This window comes from Halomonas sediminis (genome assembly GCF_044871105.1).
GTDB classification, from domain to species: domain Bacteria; phylum Pseudomonadota; class Gammaproteobacteria; order Pseudomonadales; family Halomonadaceae; genus Vreelandella; species Vreelandella zhuhanensis.
Genome location: NZ_CP085246.1, coordinates 1536424 through 1550479, shown reverse-complemented (window position 1 = coordinate 1550479; position 14056 = coordinate 1536424). Strand labels below are relative to the sequence as shown.

12 protein-coding genes are annotated in these 14056 nt (G+C 60.6%); 5 read left to right on the top strand and 7 right to left on the bottom strand.

The annotated features are described in order from the left end of the window. Positions 1-255 precede the first annotated feature (255 nt). Positions 256-1020, bottom strand: a complete 765-nt coding sequence (elyC, locus tag LG290_RS07415; RefSeq protein ID WP_499836845.1) for an envelope biogenesis factor ElyC — start codon at positions 1018-1020, stop codon at positions 256-258. An 8-nt stretch (positions 1021-1028) separates the two neighbouring features. Further along, complete coding sequence (locus LG290_RS07410; RefSeq protein ID WP_499836844.1) at positions 1029-1205, bottom strand: hypothetical protein; 177 nt, start codon at positions 1203-1205, stop codon at positions 1029-1031. A 437-nt stretch (positions 1206-1642) separates the two neighbouring features. Here LG290_RS07410 and LG290_RS07405 point away from each other — a divergent pair, with 437 nt between their 5' ends. After that, a complete protein-coding gene (locus tag LG290_RS07405) occupies positions 1643-1981 on the top strand; it encodes a type II toxin-antitoxin system RelE/ParE family toxin (protein WP_499836843.1) in 339 nt (112 codons plus the stop codon). Then, a complete protein-coding gene (nadS, locus tag LG290_RS07400) occupies positions 1978-2262 on the top strand; it encodes a NadS family protein (RefSeq protein WP_160418870.1) in 285 nt (94 codons plus the stop codon). The genes LG290_RS07405 and nadS overlap by 4 nt, the downstream gene beginning before the upstream one ends. A gap of 128 nt (positions 2263-2390) precedes the next feature. Here nadS and LG290_RS07395 read toward each other — a convergent pair whose 3' ends face one another. Continuing rightward, positions 2391-4367 (bottom strand): polysaccharide biosynthesis protein, encoded by a 1977-nt coding sequence (locus LG290_RS07395; RefSeq protein ID WP_499836842.1) that lies wholly within the window; start codon positions 4365-4367, stop codon positions 2391-2393. 64 nt (positions 4368-4431) lie between these two features. Then, positions 4432-5667: a DegT/DnrJ/EryC1/StrS family aminotransferase gene (locus tag LG290_RS07390; RefSeq protein WP_499836841.1), complete on the bottom strand. Its 1236-nt coding sequence runs from the start codon at positions 5665-5667 to the stop codon at positions 4432-4434. Between the two features lie 643 nt (positions 5668-6310). On the opposite strand from LG290_RS07390, the gene LG290_RS07385 reads away from it, so the two are divergent. Continuing rightward, positions 6311-7936 (top strand): tetratricopeptide repeat protein, encoded by a 1626-nt coding sequence (locus LG290_RS07385; protein ID WP_499836840.1) that lies wholly within the window; start codon positions 6311-6313, stop codon positions 7934-7936. Between the two features lie 452 nt (positions 7937-8388). Then, positions 8389-10014 (top strand): tetratricopeptide repeat protein, encoded by a 1626-nt coding sequence (locus tag LG290_RS07380; protein ID WP_499836839.1) that lies wholly within the window; start codon positions 8389-8391, stop codon positions 10012-10014. A 149-nt stretch (positions 10015-10163) separates the two neighbouring features. Here the strand turns inward: LG290_RS07380 and LG290_RS07375 are convergent, their stop codons facing one another. Both LG290_RS07375 and LG290_RS07370 read right to left on the bottom strand, forming a co-directional pair. Then, the gene (locus LG290_RS07375) at positions 10164-10868 is read right to left on the bottom strand and encodes a pseudouridine synthase (protein WP_499836838.1); all 705 of its coding nucleotides are present in this window, start codon (positions 10866-10868) and stop codon (positions 10164-10166) included. Then, the gene (locus LG290_RS07370; RefSeq protein WP_499836837.1) at positions 10868-11683 is read right to left on the bottom strand and encodes an amidohydrolase; all 816 of its coding nucleotides are present in this window, start codon (positions 11681-11683) and stop codon (positions 10868-10870) included. The genes LG290_RS07375 and LG290_RS07370 overlap by 1 nt, the downstream gene beginning before the upstream one ends. A 79-nt stretch (positions 11684-11762) precedes the next feature. Here LG290_RS07370 and rarD point away from each other — a divergent pair, with 79 nt between their 5' ends. Next, positions 11763-12674 (top strand): EamA family transporter RarD, encoded by a 912-nt coding sequence (gene rarD, locus LG290_RS07365; protein ID WP_160418833.1) that lies wholly within the window; start codon positions 11763-11765, stop codon positions 12672-12674. Positions 12675-12705: 31 nt separating this feature from the next. Here the strand turns inward: rarD and LG290_RS07360 are convergent, their stop codons facing one another. Further along, the gene (locus LG290_RS07360; protein WP_499837058.1) at positions 12706-13983 is read right to left on the bottom strand and encodes an O-acetylhomoserine aminocarboxypropyltransferase/cysteine synthase family protein; all 1278 of its coding nucleotides are present in this window, start codon (positions 13981-13983) and stop codon (positions 12706-12708) included. Positions 13984-14056 lie beyond the last annotated feature (73 nt).

The window sequence follows — 14056 nt, the reverse complement described above, 5'->3', positions numbered from 1 at the left end:
GGATTGTAGTTTTTAGACTACTAAACTGCAACAGCTTTCAGCCCAGCTTATTCATCAGGGCGCCGACTTGGCTTGGTTGAATCTGTGGGGTAGGAGGGCGATTCATCGCGCGAGGGGTTGGCTGCAAAGGGCAACAACCAAGGGCTCGCCCGGTAAACCGGCCTCCCACCCTGTAGCAGCCGGGTGGGGTTTATTGGTGGGAGGGCGATTCATCGCGCGAGGGGTTGGGGTTGGGGTTGGGGTCGGTATCTTCGGCTACTCCCAGCGTACCGCCAACAGGCCTAGCGCCTCGTAGATGGCACGTTCGCTTTTGCGCAGATGGCTGGCGGCGGGCACCCAGTAACCCAGGGAGCTGACGGATTCGCGCAGGGCGAGATAATGCGTCGGCGCGGCGATCGGGGTTAAGCCTGCCTGGCGAAAATGCTGCATGGAGCGCGGCATGTGCGAGGCAGAGGTGACCAACAGCAGCGAACTGCCCTCGCCCAGTAATTGAGCGGCGGCGCGCGCCTCTTGACCGGTATCGGTGGGCGTATCCAGCACATGCAACTGACTGGCCGGTACCTGCATATCCTGAGCAATGTTGGCATAGGCCTGGGCCATGGGTACCACGTCCTCATCGCCACTGGAGCCGCTCACTATAAGACGGGCGTCAGGGTTCAAGTGCCACAGCCTCAAGCCTTCCAACAGCCGATTGGCGGAACTGTCACTCAACTGCCCGGTAACCACCCAAGGCTGATGCGGCTGGTAACCGCCGCCCAGCACCATCACGGCGTCTACCGTTTCCCCTTGCGGCCAGCTATGCAGTGGCGGGTAGGCGGATTCAAACGGTGCCAAGAGGCGATCGGCCACCGGTGCCCAGCTGAACAACACCAACAGCAGCAGCGCCAAAAGCGCGCAGCCATTTCCCAGGCGCCGCCAGCGATTGCGCAACAACAAGCCCACCACCAACAGGCCCAAACACAGCGGCAAGGGCATCAGCATCTGGGCGGCGAGAGTTTTAATGAAGGAATAAGTGTTCAATGCTTCCCCTAGGCTGGGTCTAGAAATGCCGCTTGGCGCCCCACAGAGTAATAGGTAAAGCCTTTGCGCGCCATGCGCTTGGGGTCATACATATTGCGCCCGTCGAAAATGGTGGGCTGGCTGAGCTTCTTCTGGATCAGGTCGAAGTCGGGTGCCTTGAAGCTTTGCCAATCCGTCACAATCACCAGGGCATCGGCCTGCCAGTCAGCCTGACCTATTCGACAGCAGTGCTGGTTCTGACGCCGTGGGTATTTCCATTTTGAACAGCAGAAACAACCCCATCGCCCGACAAGTCGAGCTCCCACTGCCACCACGCCGTAGGAGCTGGCTTCAGCCGGCGATTGGCGCCGCAGGCGCCTGGGGTAAACACCAAGAACTCGCCCGGTAAACCGCGGCCTCCCACTTTGTATCAGCCGGGTGGGGTTGACGGGTAGACATGATGGATTGACCTGCCCCGTTGCTTCCTCTTGTGCAGAGCAGTCAACGCTTGTTGCTGCGTCAACAATCCAAAATGAATGCCTATCAGCACTCGGAAGGTGGACACTTGGCCTTATCGACGTACGTTACTGCATAATGTACTATGTACACATATTTTATGCACTGGCCGAAGGATACGCCTGACGTGAGTCATGCCATTGAATTTATTGAAACACCGACCTTTACCCGGCAGATCCAGGCCATGGCGACGGATGAGGAGCTGAAGGAACTCCAGCGTGACCTCATCGCTCAACCAGAGAGAGGTGATTTGATTCAAGGCACAGGTGGACTGCGCAAGATCCGCATGGCATTGGGGCATCAAGGAAAACAGGGCGGCGCTCGGGTCATCTACTTTCTGGCCACCGCCGACATCATTTATCTGATACTGGCCTATCCCAAAAGCGCAAAAGACAGTTTGACGTCTGCCGAAAAGGCTACACTGAAAACCCTGACCCACCAGTTAAAAGGGGAGGCTTCCCAATGAGCATTTTTGACGAACTCCACACATCGCTGCAGGAAGCTGTCGACATCAAACAGGACAAGGCCCAGGCCAGCCGTGTCACGCGGCACGAGGTAGCCGATGTGAAGGCCATTCGGGCGAAGCTACAGGTGTCTCAGACCGAGTTTGCCAATGCGATGGGAACCAGCGTCGACACGATCAAAAGCTGGGAAACCAAGCGCCGCAATCCCACCGGCTTGGCGGCCAAGGTATTGGCGACCCTCCAGGATAATCCGGCATTCTTCAACGAACTGGCGTCCCACTGATGCACGCAACCTCCAAAGGCTCGCCCGACAAGTCGAGCTCCCACTACCCCCACTGCCACCACCCCGTAGGAGCTGGCTTCACCCGTGCGATATTGGTGGGGAGGTGCCCACGCTCAACAACGATGACTTCAACATGTTGAGGCAGGTTGGGGGTGCAGCGCTGTTATCTTATCGCCTTGCGAGGCCTGTGTCGGGATCTGCTGTGCCCATATCAGGTCGACCGGTTCGCTCTGCGGCTGATAGCCCAGCGGTGCCTGTTCAAGAAGCTCGCGAATTCGCGGAGCGTCGAAGGACCGGCAGGCATCGAACAGGCTCTCCAGCAGCTCCTCCACCTCTTCCCAGCACAGCGCGATCTCGCTGGCGGTCATGATCCGCGGATGGCGGGTGGCCGCCACGCGCTCGCCGATCAGCAGTTCCTCGTAGAGCTTCTCGCCGGGGCGCAGGCCGGTGTAGCGGATCTCGATATCACCGCTGCTGAGATCGGCGTCGTCGGTGCCCGGGTAGCTCGGCTCGAGCCCGGAAAGCCGGATCAGGTGGCCGGCCAGCTCGGCGATCTTTACCGGCTCGCCCATGTCGAGCACGAACACATCGCCGCCACGCGCCATGGCGCCTGCCTGGATCACCAGCTGGGCGGCCTCGGGGATGGTCATGAAGTAGCGGGTGATCTCAGGGTCTGTCACCGTGACCGGGCCGCCGGCGGCAATCTGACGGCGAAATAGTGGCACCACCGAACCACTGGAGCCCAGCACGTTGCCGAAGCGCACCATGCTGAAGCGCGTGCCCGCCTGGGCCTTGGCCAGCCCCTGGCACACCAGCTCGGCCAGGCGCTTGCTGGCCCCCATCACGTTAGTGGGCCGCACCGCCTTGTCGGTGGACACCAGCACGAAGTTCTCCACGCCGGCCTCCACCGCCGCCCAGGCCGTTTCCATGGTGCCCATCACGTTGTTACGCAGCCCCTCCACCACATTGTGCTCCACCATCGGCACATGCTTGTAGGCCGCGGCGTGGTAGACCGTCTGCACGCAAAAGGCCGTCATGATCTTCTGCACCCGGTGGCGATACTGCACGGAACCCAGCAGCGCCTTCACCGGGCAGTCGATGCCCTCTTCGCGGGCGATCTGCCCAAGCTCCTGCTCGATGCGATAGAGGCTGAACTCGGAAAGCTCCAGCAACAGCAGTTGCGCCGGGTGCTGGCGCAGGATCTGGCGGCACAGCTCGCTGCCGATAGAGCCCCCGGCGCCGGTCACCATCACCACCTTGCCGGTGATATTAGCACCCATCAGCGAGGCGTCCGGCGGCACCGGATCACGGCCCAGCAGGTCTTCCACCGAGACATCGCGCAAATCGTTGATCTGCGCCCGGCCGGAGACAACGTCGGCCATACCCGGGATGGTCTGCACCGGCACTTCCAGCGGCTCCAGGCGCTCCAGGATCTCGCGGCGCCGCGCCCGCGGCGCGCTGGGAATGGCCAACAGCACCTTCTTGACCCCGTAGTCCTTGATCAGGCGTTTGACCTCGCCGGGCGAATATACCTTCAGCCCCTGGATGAAGGCCGCCTCCAGGTGCGGTGCCTCGTCCACGAAACCCACCGGGTCGTACTCGGTGCCATGGCGCAGCGACTGCACCAGTTGGCGTCCCGCCGAACCGGCCCCATAGACCACCACCCGCGTCTTGTAACGCAGCTGGTTACGCAGGTAGAGCCCGCGCAACGCAAAGCGTACCCCGCCGATGGTCAGCAATGCCAGCATGGCGTAGATGAACGGTACCGAACGCGGCACCGGCAGCTGGAAGAGATAGTTGACCAGCATTAAAATCAGTGCTGACACCCCGACCCCGACCGCCACGGACCTCACCGCCTTCATGCTCATGTAGCGGATCACCGCCCGGTAGAAGCCCAGGCGGATGAAGATCAGCAGGCTCACCGGAATCATCACCGGCAGCACCCACCATACTCTCGGCTCAGTCACGAAGTCCCAACTGTCCAGTCGCAGCAGCATCGCCAACAGGAAGCTGACGGTGATCAGCAGACTATCCGCCGCCAGCTGCAGCATGCGCTTTTGCCGCCGCGGCAGCCGAAACAGCGGTTTGAGTAATGTCATGAGCATAGGAGGAGACTTCTCTTCCATGAAGAAGCAAGAGTGGGATGCCCCTGAAAAGCAGGCACCCCCATTAGCGCGATAAGCATGTTTCTTTTTGCGGTGTCTGTTCTGAGCGCATTGCGGCTGCTGTCATGACGCGCTTGAGAACGTCGCACGTCTTGTCGATCTCTGCCTCGGTCAAGGTGGGATGGCAAAGAAACATCAGGCTGGTTCCGCCCAGCTCCCGGGCCACGGGAAGCGGCTGCTCGGGGCGCCAGCCGGGGCTGCCGGAATTGTCATCAGAGTAGCCATCGAAGGCCTTCTCGAGATACACCTCCGAACAAGAGCCGGAGAAGCACGGTACCCCTTGGGCAGCAATCTCGCCCATGATGCGGTCGCGGCTCCAGCCTTCTGCCAGCTGTTCAGGCTTCACAAATACATAGCATTTGTAGGCGGCGTGCTCGATATGCGCAGGAATCATCGGTACCCGCAACCCCGGGCATTCGCCGGCGGCCTGCCAGATACGCTGGGCATTGGCCTGGCGTGCGGCCTTCCAGTCGGGCATGCGCGCAAGCTGGATGCGCCCGATGGCGGACTGCATTTCCGTCAGTCGCCAGTTAGTGCCGAAGCTTTCATGCAGCCAGCGGAAGCCCGGCGGATGCTCACGCTCGTAGACCGCCGCCCAGCTCTTGCCGTGGTCCTTGTAGGCCCACATGCGCCGCCACAGCGCCTCATCATTGGTGGTGACCATGCCGCCTTCGCCGCCGGTGGACATGATCTTGTCCTGGCAGAACGACCAGCAGCCCACGTGGCCGATGCTGCCCACGCTACGCCCGCGGTAGCGGGCGCCGTGGGCCTGGGCGCAATCCTCGATCACGCAAAGACCGTGCTGTTCGGCCAGCGCCATCAGGCCGTCTATCTCGCAGGGCCAGCCGGCCAGATGCACGGCGATGATTGCGCGGGTGTTGGGGGTGATCTTCTGTGCCACCGTAGCCGCGGTGATGTTCTGGGAGTCGCGATCCACATCGGCAAATACCGGCACCGCACCGGCGGTGACGATACTGGAGACCGAGGCCAGAAAAGTGCGCGCGGTGACGATCACCTCATCGCGCCCCCGACCATCGCCTTCGCCGATACCCAGCCCCTTCAGCGCCAGATCCAGCGCCGTGGTGCCGTTGGAAACGGCAATCGCATGGTCGCTTGCGGCAAACTGCGCGAATTCGCGCTCGAACTGGCGGCCCTCCTGGCCGGTCCAGTAGTTCACCTGATTGGAAATAGGAGGCCGACTTGTCGGGCGAGCTCTTGGGTTGTTGCCTTTTGCAGGCAAACCCCTCGCGCGATGAATCGCCCTCCCACCAGGTCAAGATCCTCAGAGGGCGGGTTGGTTGGTTGCCCATTTCAGGCAAACCCTCGCACGATAAATCGCCCTCCTACCAGGTCAAAATCCTCAGAGGGCGGGTTGGTTGGTGCCCTTTACAGGCAAACCCCTCGCGCGATGAATCGCCCTCCTACCAAGTCAAAATCCGCGGGGGGTGGTTGGTTGGTGCTCTTTTCAGGCAAACCCCTCGCGCGATAAATCGCCCTCCTACCAGGTCAAGATCCTCAGGGGGCTGATAGGTTGGTGCCCATTTCAGGCAAACCCTCGCGCGATAAATCGCCCTCCTACCAGGTCAAAATCCGCGGGGGCGGGTAATGAGGTAGGAGGCCGACTTGTCGGGCGAGCCTTGGGTTGGTGGCCATTTCAGGCAAACCCCTCGCGCGATAAATCGCCCTCCTACCAGGTCAAAATCCTCAGGGGGCTGATAGGTTGGTGCCCATAGAACAGAGCGATTTCCTCTGGTAGGACAATCGGGGTTGGACTAGTTTTGTAATAATGCTGAGCATGCAGGGTCAACGACTGGCATATGTTTTTCAGCCCCCGTTTTATGACATGCCGGCTTCACCAGCAATATGGCTTGAGGAGGTTTGTCATGAACACGGCTTTCCGCTTTGCAATACTTGCCGCCGCCCTGGGCATTGCCCTTCCTGCTTTAGCGCACCAGGACGTGACTGATGAGCCCACGGCGAGCGCCGAAAATACCGTCGGTACCGTCAATTTCAAGGCTCACTGTGCTGACGCTGTGCGCCCTGATGTCGATCACGCCCTGGGAATGATGCATCACATGATGTACACCCAGGCCAGGGCCGAATTTGAGGCGATTATCCAGGCTGATCCCGACTGCGCGATGGCGCACTGGGGCATAGCCACTTCCCTGTTTCAACCGCTATGGGGCACGACCCCAAGTGCGGATGATATAGCCCAAGGCCGTCGGGCCATCCAGAACGCTCGCGAAAGCGTCGAGCACGAGCGTGAACGATTGCTGATTGAGGCGACCGCAGCCTTCTTCGAGCCAGAGACCGGCCGCGTCCAGGAGCGCCTGGCAGGCTGGAGCGAGGGTATGGCTTCTGCTTATCAGGCCTACCCTGAGGATCTCGACGTTGCCACGCTTTACGCACTTTCGCGCCTGACACTGGCGCAATCCGCCGACGACCGCAAGGCGCTGCACAACGAGGCAGAGCAGGTTCTGCGCACTGCCTGGGAAACCGACCCCACCCATCCTGGGGCCGTTCATTACACTATTCATGCCACCGATGCCGATGGACGCGGGGGAAATGCGCCAGAGATCGTCGAGTCTTACGGTGAGATTGCTCCAGACGTGCCCCATGCCCTGCATATGCCATCCCACATTTATGTCCGGCTTGGCGACTGGCCCAAAGTGATTGATTGGAACCGCCGCTCCGCTGAGGTTGCGGTGAATCACAAGGAGGGTGGCGCAACGTCGTTTCACTACATTCACGCCCTCGACTATCTGGTTTATGGCCACCTCCAACGCGGCGAGGACAGTGACGCACACAAAGTTTGGGAAACGGCTCAGGCAAACGGACCGCACCAGGCCAACTTCCCCGGGGCCTACCATCTGGCTTCAATACCGGCAAGACTGGCTGTCGAGACACGCAATTGGGAAGCGGCAGCGGCCATTCCGCCCCGCACACCAGACTATATTGATTGGGATATGTTTCCCTGGCCGGATGGGCTGAGCTGGTTTGCACGCGGACTAGGTGCCGTCCATAGCGATGACCTGGACGCCGCTCGCGAGGCCGAACAGCGGCTGGCGGCACTGATGGAAAATGCCAAGTCGGCCGCCGATCAGCGCTTCTCTACCTACCTTGAAGTGGATCGGCGAATTCTTGCCGGCTGGATCGCAAACGCCGAAGGTGAGCACGAGCGTGCCATCGAGCTGATGCGTTCCGCCGGGGAACTTGAAGCCACCGCTGAGAAGCATCCGGTTACCCCGGGTGCCCTGTACCCGCCCTACGAAGCGCTTGGCGATTTACTGCTTTCCCTTGATCGCCCGGCCGAGGCACTGGCTAGTTACGAGAATTCGAATCGCACCTGGCTGCAACGCTATAACACGCTCGAAGGCGCCGCCCGCGCGGCGCATGCCACCGGTGATACCGAATCCACCTTGCTCTGGTCTCGGCGATTACTGGAGGCCGCTCCCAAGGCCGAGCGTGACTCGATCAGTCAAATAAGAAGCCTGGCAGAAACCCAATAGAGCCGCCCTCCTAGCAACCCAGAGCCGGGCTTCTACCAGGTCAAGATCCTCAGGGGGCGGGTAATCAGGTAGGAGGCCGGCTTGCCGGGCGAGCCCTTGGTTGGTGCCCATTTCAGGCAAACCCTCGCGCGATAAATCGCCCTCCTACCAGGTCAAAATCCGCGGGGGCGGGTAATGAGGTAGGAGGCCGACTTGTCGGGCGAGCCTTGGGTTGGTGGCCATTTCAGGCAAACCCCTCGCGCGATAAATCGCCCTCCTACCAGGTCAAAATCCTCAGGGGGCTGATAGGTTGGTGCCCATAGAACAGAGCGATTTCCTCTGGTAGGACAATCGGGGTTGGACTAGTTTTGTAATAATGCTGAGCATGCAGGGTCAACGACTGGCATATGTTTTTCAGCCCCCGTTTTATGACATGCCGGCTTCACCAGCAATATGGCTTGAGGAGGTTTGTCATGAACACGGCTTTCCGCTTTGCAATACTTGCCGCCGCCCTGGGCATTGCCCTTCCTGCTTTAGCGCACCAGGACGTGACTGATGAGCCCACGGCGAGCGCCGAAAATACCGTCGGTACCGTCAATTTCAAGGCTCACTGTGCTGACGCTGTGCGCCCTGATGTCGATCACGCCCTGGGAATGATGCATCACATGATGTACACCCAGGCCAGGGCCGAATTTGAGGCGATTATCCAGGCTGATCCCGACTGCGCGATGGCGCACTGGGGCATAGCCACTTCCCTGTTTCAACCGCTATGGGGCACGACCCCAAGTGCGGATGATATAGCCCAAGGCCGTCGGGCCATCCAGAACGCTCGCGAAAGCGTCGAGCACGAGCGTGAACGATTGCTGATTGAGGCGACCGCAGCCTTCTTCGAGCCAGAGACCGGCCGCGTCCAGGAGCGCCTGGCAGGCTGGAGCGAGGGTATGGCTTCTGCTTATCAGGCCTACCCTGAGGATCTCGACGTTGCCACGCTTTACGCACTTTCGCGCCTGACACTGGCGCAATCCGCCGACGACCGCAAGGCGCTGCACAACGAGGCAGAGCAGGTTCTGCGCACTGCCTGGGAAACCGACCCCACCCATCCTGGGGCCGTTCATTACACTATTCATGCCACCGATGCCGATGGACGCGGGGGAAATGCGCCAGAGATCGTCGAGTCTTACGGTGAGATTGCTCCAGACGTGCCCCATGCCCTGCATATGCCATCCCACATTTATGTCCGGCTTGGCGACTGGCCCAAAGTGATTGATTGGAACCGCCGCTCCGCTGAGGTTGCGGTGAATCACAAGGAGGGTGGCGCAACGTCGTTTCACTACATTCACGCCCTCGACTATCTGGTTTATGGCCACCTCCAACGCGGCGAGGACAGTGACGCACACAAAGTTTGGGAAACGGCTCAGGCAAACGGACCGCACCAGGCCAACTTCCCCGGGGCCTACCATCTGGCTTCAATACCGGCAAGACTGGCTGTCGAGACACGCAATTGGGAAGCGGCAGCGGCCATTCCGCCCCGCACACCAGACTATATTGATTGGGATATGTTTCCCTGGCCGGATGGGCTGAGCTGGTTTGCACGCGGACTAGGTGCCGTCCATAGCGATGACCTGGACGCCGCTCGCGAGGCCGAACAGCGGCTGGCGGCACTGATGGAAAATGCCAAGTCGGCCGCCGATCAGCGCTTCTCTACCTACCTTGAAGTGGATCGGCGAATTCTTGCCGGCTGGATCGCAAACGCCGAAGGTGAGCACGAGCGTGCCATCGAGCTGATGCGTTCCGCCGGGGAACTTGAAGCCACCGCTGAGAAGCATCCGGTTACCCCGGGTGCCCTGTACCCGCCCTACGAAGCGCTTGGCGATTTACTGCTTTCCCTTGATCGCCCGGCCGAGGCACTGGCTAGTTACGAGAATTCGAATCGCACCTGGCCGCAACGCTATAACACGCTCGAAGGCGCCGCCCGCGCGGCGCATGCCACCGGTGATACCGAATCCACCTTGCTCTGGTCTCGGCGATTACTGGAGGCCGCTCCCAGGACCGAGCGTGACTCGATCAGTCAAATAAGAAGCTTGGCAGAAACCCAATAGAGCCGCCCTCCTAGCAACCCAGAGCCGGGCTTCTACCAGGTCAAGATCCGCGGCGGTTGGTAGGAGCTCGACTTGTCGGGCGAGCCCTGGGTTGGTGCCCATTTCAGGCAAACCCTCGCGCGATAAATCGCCCTCCTACTAACTCAGGTTTAGAACAGTGCCACTTCTTCGGCGGTAAGTTCGCGCCATTCGCCGGGTTTCAGTGAAGGGTCCAGCACCAGGGGGCCGATCGACTCGCGGTGCAGGGCTTCCACGTGGTTGCCCAGGGCAGCAAACATGCGTTTTACCTGATGATAGCGCCCTTCGGTGATGGTCAGGCGCGCCTGGGTGGGTGTCACCAGTTCAAGGGTGGCCGGGTGGGTGAGCTCTTCTTCACCGTCCAGCATCAGGCCTTCGCTTACCCGGGCAATCGCCTCCTCGGCCTGCTGGCCTTCCAGGGGCTGTGCCAGGCTCGCCAGGTACACCTTGGCGCAACGCTTCTTGGGGGCACTCACTCGGTGCGACCAGTGGCCGTCGTCGGTCAAGAGCAGAAGCCCGGTGGTGTCGACATCCAGCCGGCCTACCGATTGCAAGCGCTCCACCTTGGGCAGGTCGATCAACTCGACTACCCGGGGGTACAGGCCGCGCCGCGCGGTGCATTCCACGCCTTCCGGCTTGTTCATCATCAGATAGCGCAGGCCGACCAGCTCGAGCGGCACGCCGTTCCAGGTGACCTTGTCCTGGTCAGGGTCAAGCTGCAAAGCCCCTTGCTTGGTCACTTCACCATTGACGGTGACTTCTTCACGTTTGAGCGCGCGCTTGGCCAGGCTGCGGGTCAATTCCGTGGTTTCACTCAAAAAACGATCCAGACGCATCAATGCCCTACTCCCGGCAATAGTTGAAAACGATCGGCATCCTGCCAGGCGGGAAACTTCTCGCGAAACGCATCCAGGGCGTCCTTGTCCAGCGTGCCGGTCTCGATGAAACCGCTATCGGCGTCGCGGTCGATAAGGGGGTCGCCCTTGAAGTCGACCAACATCGAATCGCCGGCATACGGCGTGTTCTTGGCATCCTCACCCACCCGATTGACCCCGATCACATAGCACAGGTTTTCCACCGCTCGGGCCTGGAGCAGGGTGCGCCATGGCTGACGCCGCGGTGCCGGCCAATTGGCGACACATAGCAGCGCATCGTATTCAAACGCCTCCTCGGCGGTGGGTTGCTGGCGCAGCCATACCGGAAAGCGCAGGTCGTAACAGACGCTCAGCAGAAGCTTCATGCCCTTGAGTTCCACCACGCAACGCTGCTTGCCCATGCCGTAGCGTTCGTGCTCGCCGGCCATGCGAAACAGATGGCGCTTGTCGTAATGCACAGTTTCGCCGTCCGGGGTGGCCCAGATCATCCGGTTGTAGTATTCGCCGTTGTCCTCGATCGCCACACTGCCGGTCATCACGCAGTCGCGTTGCTGCGCCTGCTCGCTCAGCCAGGCCACACTGGGGCTTTGCTGCATCGGCTGCGCCATTTCGCGGGAATTCATGGTGAAGCCGGTGGCAAACATTTCCGGCAACACGATCAGGTCCGTTTCACGCCCATCCAGTTCGCCCAGCAGGGTTTCCAGATGCTGATGATTAGCCTGCGGATCTTCCCAGCGCAGGTCGCATTGCACCAGGCTGGCTCTCAGCTTACTCATCGGTAAGGCTCCTTCATGCGCTTTAATAATCTGGGGTTCATTATGTGCTAGATTAACATTTTTCAACGATGAGGCCGTCATGTTCCACTCAAACAATGCTGATCCGGAAGCGGCCAAGGGGGTGGGCTTCGGGCTTGCCGCCTATGTCATGTGGGGCTGCTTTCCGCTTTTCTTCGCCTTGTTCGAGGGTGTGCCTGCCTATGAAATATTGATCCATCGGATAATCTGGTCGTGCGTTTTTCTGGTCGGCCTGATCACCCTGCTTAGACGCTGGGCGCCGGTCAGGCTTGCCCTGGCGGAACCCAAGCGCCTGGGGCGGGTATTGGCCTGCGCCCTGCTTATCGGCCTTAACTGGGGGCTGTATATTTATGCGGTGGAAACCCAGCAGGTACTGCAGGCCAGCCTGGGTTATTTTCTGACTCCGCTGGTCAATGTCGCCCTGGGCATGCTGGTGCTGCGTGAGCTCATGGCCCGCTTGCAACTGGTCGCCCTGGGGCTGGCCACCTTGGCGATTGCCATTCAGTTCTTTCTGCTCGGGGAATTGCCCTGGATCAGCCTGGCACTGGCGCTGTCCTTCGGCACTTACGGCCTGCTCAGAAAACAGGTACCGCTGGACGGGCTTTCCGGGTTGTTCGTGGAAACGCTGTTGCTGCTCCCGCTGGGCCTGCTGGCACTGAGCTGGCTCAGCCTGCAGGAGCTTTCCCACTTCGCCGACGAGCAATTTACCACCTTGCTGCTGATCGCCAGCGGCGTGATCACCGCCTTGCCGTTGATGGCATTTGCCGGGGCGGCAAGGCGTCTGCGTCTGGCTACCCTGGGATTTCTGATGTACATCAACCCCAGCATTCAGTTTCTGATTGCCCTGCTGGTGTTTCACGAGCCGCTGTCGCCCATCCAGCTGACGACCTTCTTGCTCATCTGGACGGGGCTGGCGCTGTACTCCTGGTCCGCCTGGCAGTCACGCCCCAGCCGCCTGCTGGCCGCTGACTAGCTTGTCACTGACTAGCCGGTCACTGACTGAACTAGCCGCGGGCAGCCACCTTCAAGGCCTGGTCGATATCCGCCAGGAGATCGTCGATATGCTCGATACCGATCGATAGCCGCACCATGTCCGCCGAGACCCCCGCCGACTCGAGTTCATCGGCATCGAGCTGGCGGTGGGTGGTGGAGGCGGGAATCGAGGAGCAGCTCTTGGCATCGCCGATATTGACCAGGCGCAGAATCAGACTCAGGGCATCGTAAAAACGCTCGCCGGCCGCCTGCCCGCCTTCAATGCCGAAACTCAGAATCCCCGAGGCATGGCCATCCATGTATTTCTGCGCCAGGGCGTAATCCTTATGGTTTTCGAGACCCGCATATTGCACCCAGCGCACTTGAGGATGCAGCTCCAGAAAGCTGGCCACTGCATGGGTGTTTTCACAGATACGCTCGATGCGTAGCGCCAACGTTTCCAGGCCCTGGAGAAGATTCCACGCCGCCTGGGCGGAAAGTGCTGCGCCCATGTTGCGCAGTGGCACCACCCGCGCCCGGGTAATAAACGCCGCCTCACCGACATCGCGGGTATAGCTTACCCCGTGATAGGACACATCCGGCTCGGTGAGCAGCGGAAAGCGGGTGGCGTGTTGTGCCCAGGGGAACTTGCCGGAATCCACGATCACCCCGCCTACGGTGGTGCCATGGCCGCCAATGTACTTGGTGGCGGAGTGCACCACGATATCCGCCCCCTGCTCGATGGGCCGCCACAGAAAGGGCGTGGCGGTGGTGTTATCCACGATCACCGGTACCCCATGGCGATGGGCCATGTCGGCCAGGCGCTCGATATCGACGATGCCCCCCGAAGGGTTGCCCACGCTTTCGCAATACACCGCCTTGGTGCGCTCGTCGATCAGCGCTTCGATACCCGCAAAATCGTCTTTGTCGGCGAAGCGCACCTGAATGCCCTGGCGCGGCAGGGTATGCGCGAACAGGTTATAGGTGCCGCCATACAGCTCGCTGATCGAGACGATGTTGTCGCCGGCTTCGGCAATGGTCTGGATGGCGTAGGTGATCGCCGCCATGCCCGAGGCGACCGCCAGGCCGGCGATGCCCCCTTCCAGGGCGGCAACCCGCTGTTCGAGCACCGCACAGGTGGGGTTCATGATCCGCGAATAGATATTGCCTTCGACCTTGAGATCGAAAAGATCCGCGGCATGCTGGGCGCTATCAAACGCAAAGGAGGTGGTCTGGTGAATAGGCACTGCCACGGCATGTTGATTGTCGGGGGCATAACCATGATGCAGCGCAATGGTTTCGGGTTTCATCATGTATCCTTGATAGCGATGTGAGGGGTTGAGAGCACAGACGGGTTTTCATGTATCGGATTTCACCCGATGC

What these genes read in the sequence shown, in the direction of transcription:
- nadS (WP_160418870.1), top strand. Translation starts at nt 1,978, where the DNA reads ATGAGCATTTTTGACGAACTCCACACATCGCTGCAGGAAGCTGTCGAC.
- rarD (WP_160418833.1), top strand. Translation starts at nt 11,763, where the DNA reads ATGTTCCACTCAAACAATGCTGATCCGGAAGCGGCCAAGGGGGTGGGC.
- LG290_RS07370 (WP_499836837.1), bottom strand. Translation starts at nt 11,683, where the DNA reads ATGAGTAAGCTGAGAGCCAGCCTGGTGCAATGCGACCTGCGCTGGGAA.
- LG290_RS07375 (WP_499836838.1), bottom strand. Translation starts at nt 10,868, where the DNA reads ATGCGTCTGGATCGTTTTTTGAGTGAAACCACGGAATTGACCCGCAGC.
- LG290_RS07380 (WP_499836839.1), top strand. Translation starts at nt 8,389, where the DNA reads ATGAACACGGCTTTCCGCTTTGCAATACTTGCCGCCGCCCTGGGCATT.
- LG290_RS07395 (WP_499836842.1), bottom strand. Translation starts at nt 4,367, where the DNA reads ATGCTCATGACATTACTCAAACCGCTGTTTCGGCTGCCGCGGCGGCAA.
- LG290_RS07360 (WP_499837058.1), bottom strand. Translation starts at nt 13,983, where the DNA reads ATGAAACCCGAAACCATTGCGCTGCATCATGGTTATGCCCCCGACAAT.
- LG290_RS07385 (WP_499836840.1), top strand. Translation starts at nt 6,311, where the DNA reads ATGAACACGGCTTTCCGCTTTGCAATACTTGCCGCCGCCCTGGGCATT.